The organism is Hymenobacter sp. FMD4 (assembly GCF_058932745.1).
The window spans coordinates 1-1,243 of record NZ_JBZYWH010000052.1 but is presented as its reverse complement, the minus strand read 5'-3'; the positions used below and the strand labels follow the sequence as shown (position 1 = coordinate 1,243).

The 1,243-nt window shown below is 57.3% G+C and carries 1 rRNA gene; it reads left to right on the top strand.

Annotation, left to right across the window (positions count from 1 at the left end):
- Position 1 precedes the first annotated feature (1 nt).
- Positions 2–1,243, top strand: a 16S ribosomal RNA gene (locus tag AC5FXY_RS22310); the annotation flags it as partial.

Sequence of the window (1,243 nt, the reverse complement as noted above, 5' to 3'; positions counted from 1 at the left end):
TACAATGGAGAGTTTGATCCTGGCTCAGGATGAACGCTAGCGGCAGGCCTAATACATGCAAGTCGAACGGGGGCAGCAATGCCCCAGTGGCGCACGGGTGCGTAACGCGTAGGCAATCTGCCTACTTCTGGGGGATAGCCCGCCGAAAGGTGGATTAATACCGCATGAGACCACAACCCGGCATCGGGTGGTGGTTAAAGAATTTCGGAAGTAGATGAGCCTGCGTGCCATTAGCTAGTTGGCGGGGTAAGGGCCCACCAAGGCGACGATGGCTAGGGGAGCTGAGAGGCCGATCCCCCACACTGGCACTGAGATACGGGCCAGACTCCTACGGGAGGCAGCAGTAGGGAATATTGGGCAATGGAGGAGACTCTGACCCAGCCATGCCGCGTGCCGGATGAAGGCCTTCTGGGTTGTAAACGGCTTTTGATCGGGAAGAAAAAGCCCCTGCGGGGGAAACCGACGGTACCGATTGAATAAGCACCGGCTAACTCCGTGCCAGCAGCCGCGGTAATACGGAGGGTGCAAGCGTTGTCCGGATTTATTGGGTTTAAAGGGTGCGTAGGCGGCCCCGCAAGTCCGTGGTGAAAGCCTCTTGCTTAACAAGAGAACTGCCATGGATACTACGGGGCTTGAGTCCAGACGAGGTTGGCGGAATGGATGGTGTAGCGGTGAAATGCATAGATACCATCCAGAACCCCGATTGCGTAGGCAGCTGACTAGGCTGGTACTGACGCTGAGGCACGAAAGCGTGGGGAGCAAACAGGATTAGATACCCTGGTAGTCCACGCCGTAAACGATGGATACTCGCTGTGGGCGACATACAGTCCGCGGCTTAGCGAAAGCGTTAAGTATCCCACCTGGGGAGTACGCCGGCAACGGTGAAACTCAAAGGAATTGACGGGGGCCCGCACAAGTGGTGGAGCATGTGGTTTAATTCGATGATACGCGAGGAACCTTACCTAGGCTAGAATGCGCGTGACCGGTCCAGAGATGGACCTTTCCTTCGGGACACAAAGCAAGGTGCTGCATGGCCGTCGTCAGCTCGTGCCGTGAGGTGTTGGGTTAAGTCCCGCAACGAGCGCAACCCCTATGTTTAGTTGCCAGCGGGTCAAGCCGGGGACTCTAGACAGACTGCCTGCGCAAGCAGCGAGGAAGGCGGGGACGACGTCAGGTCATCATGGCCCTTACGCCTAGGGCTACACACGTGCTACAATGGACGGTACAGCGGGTTGCCACATAG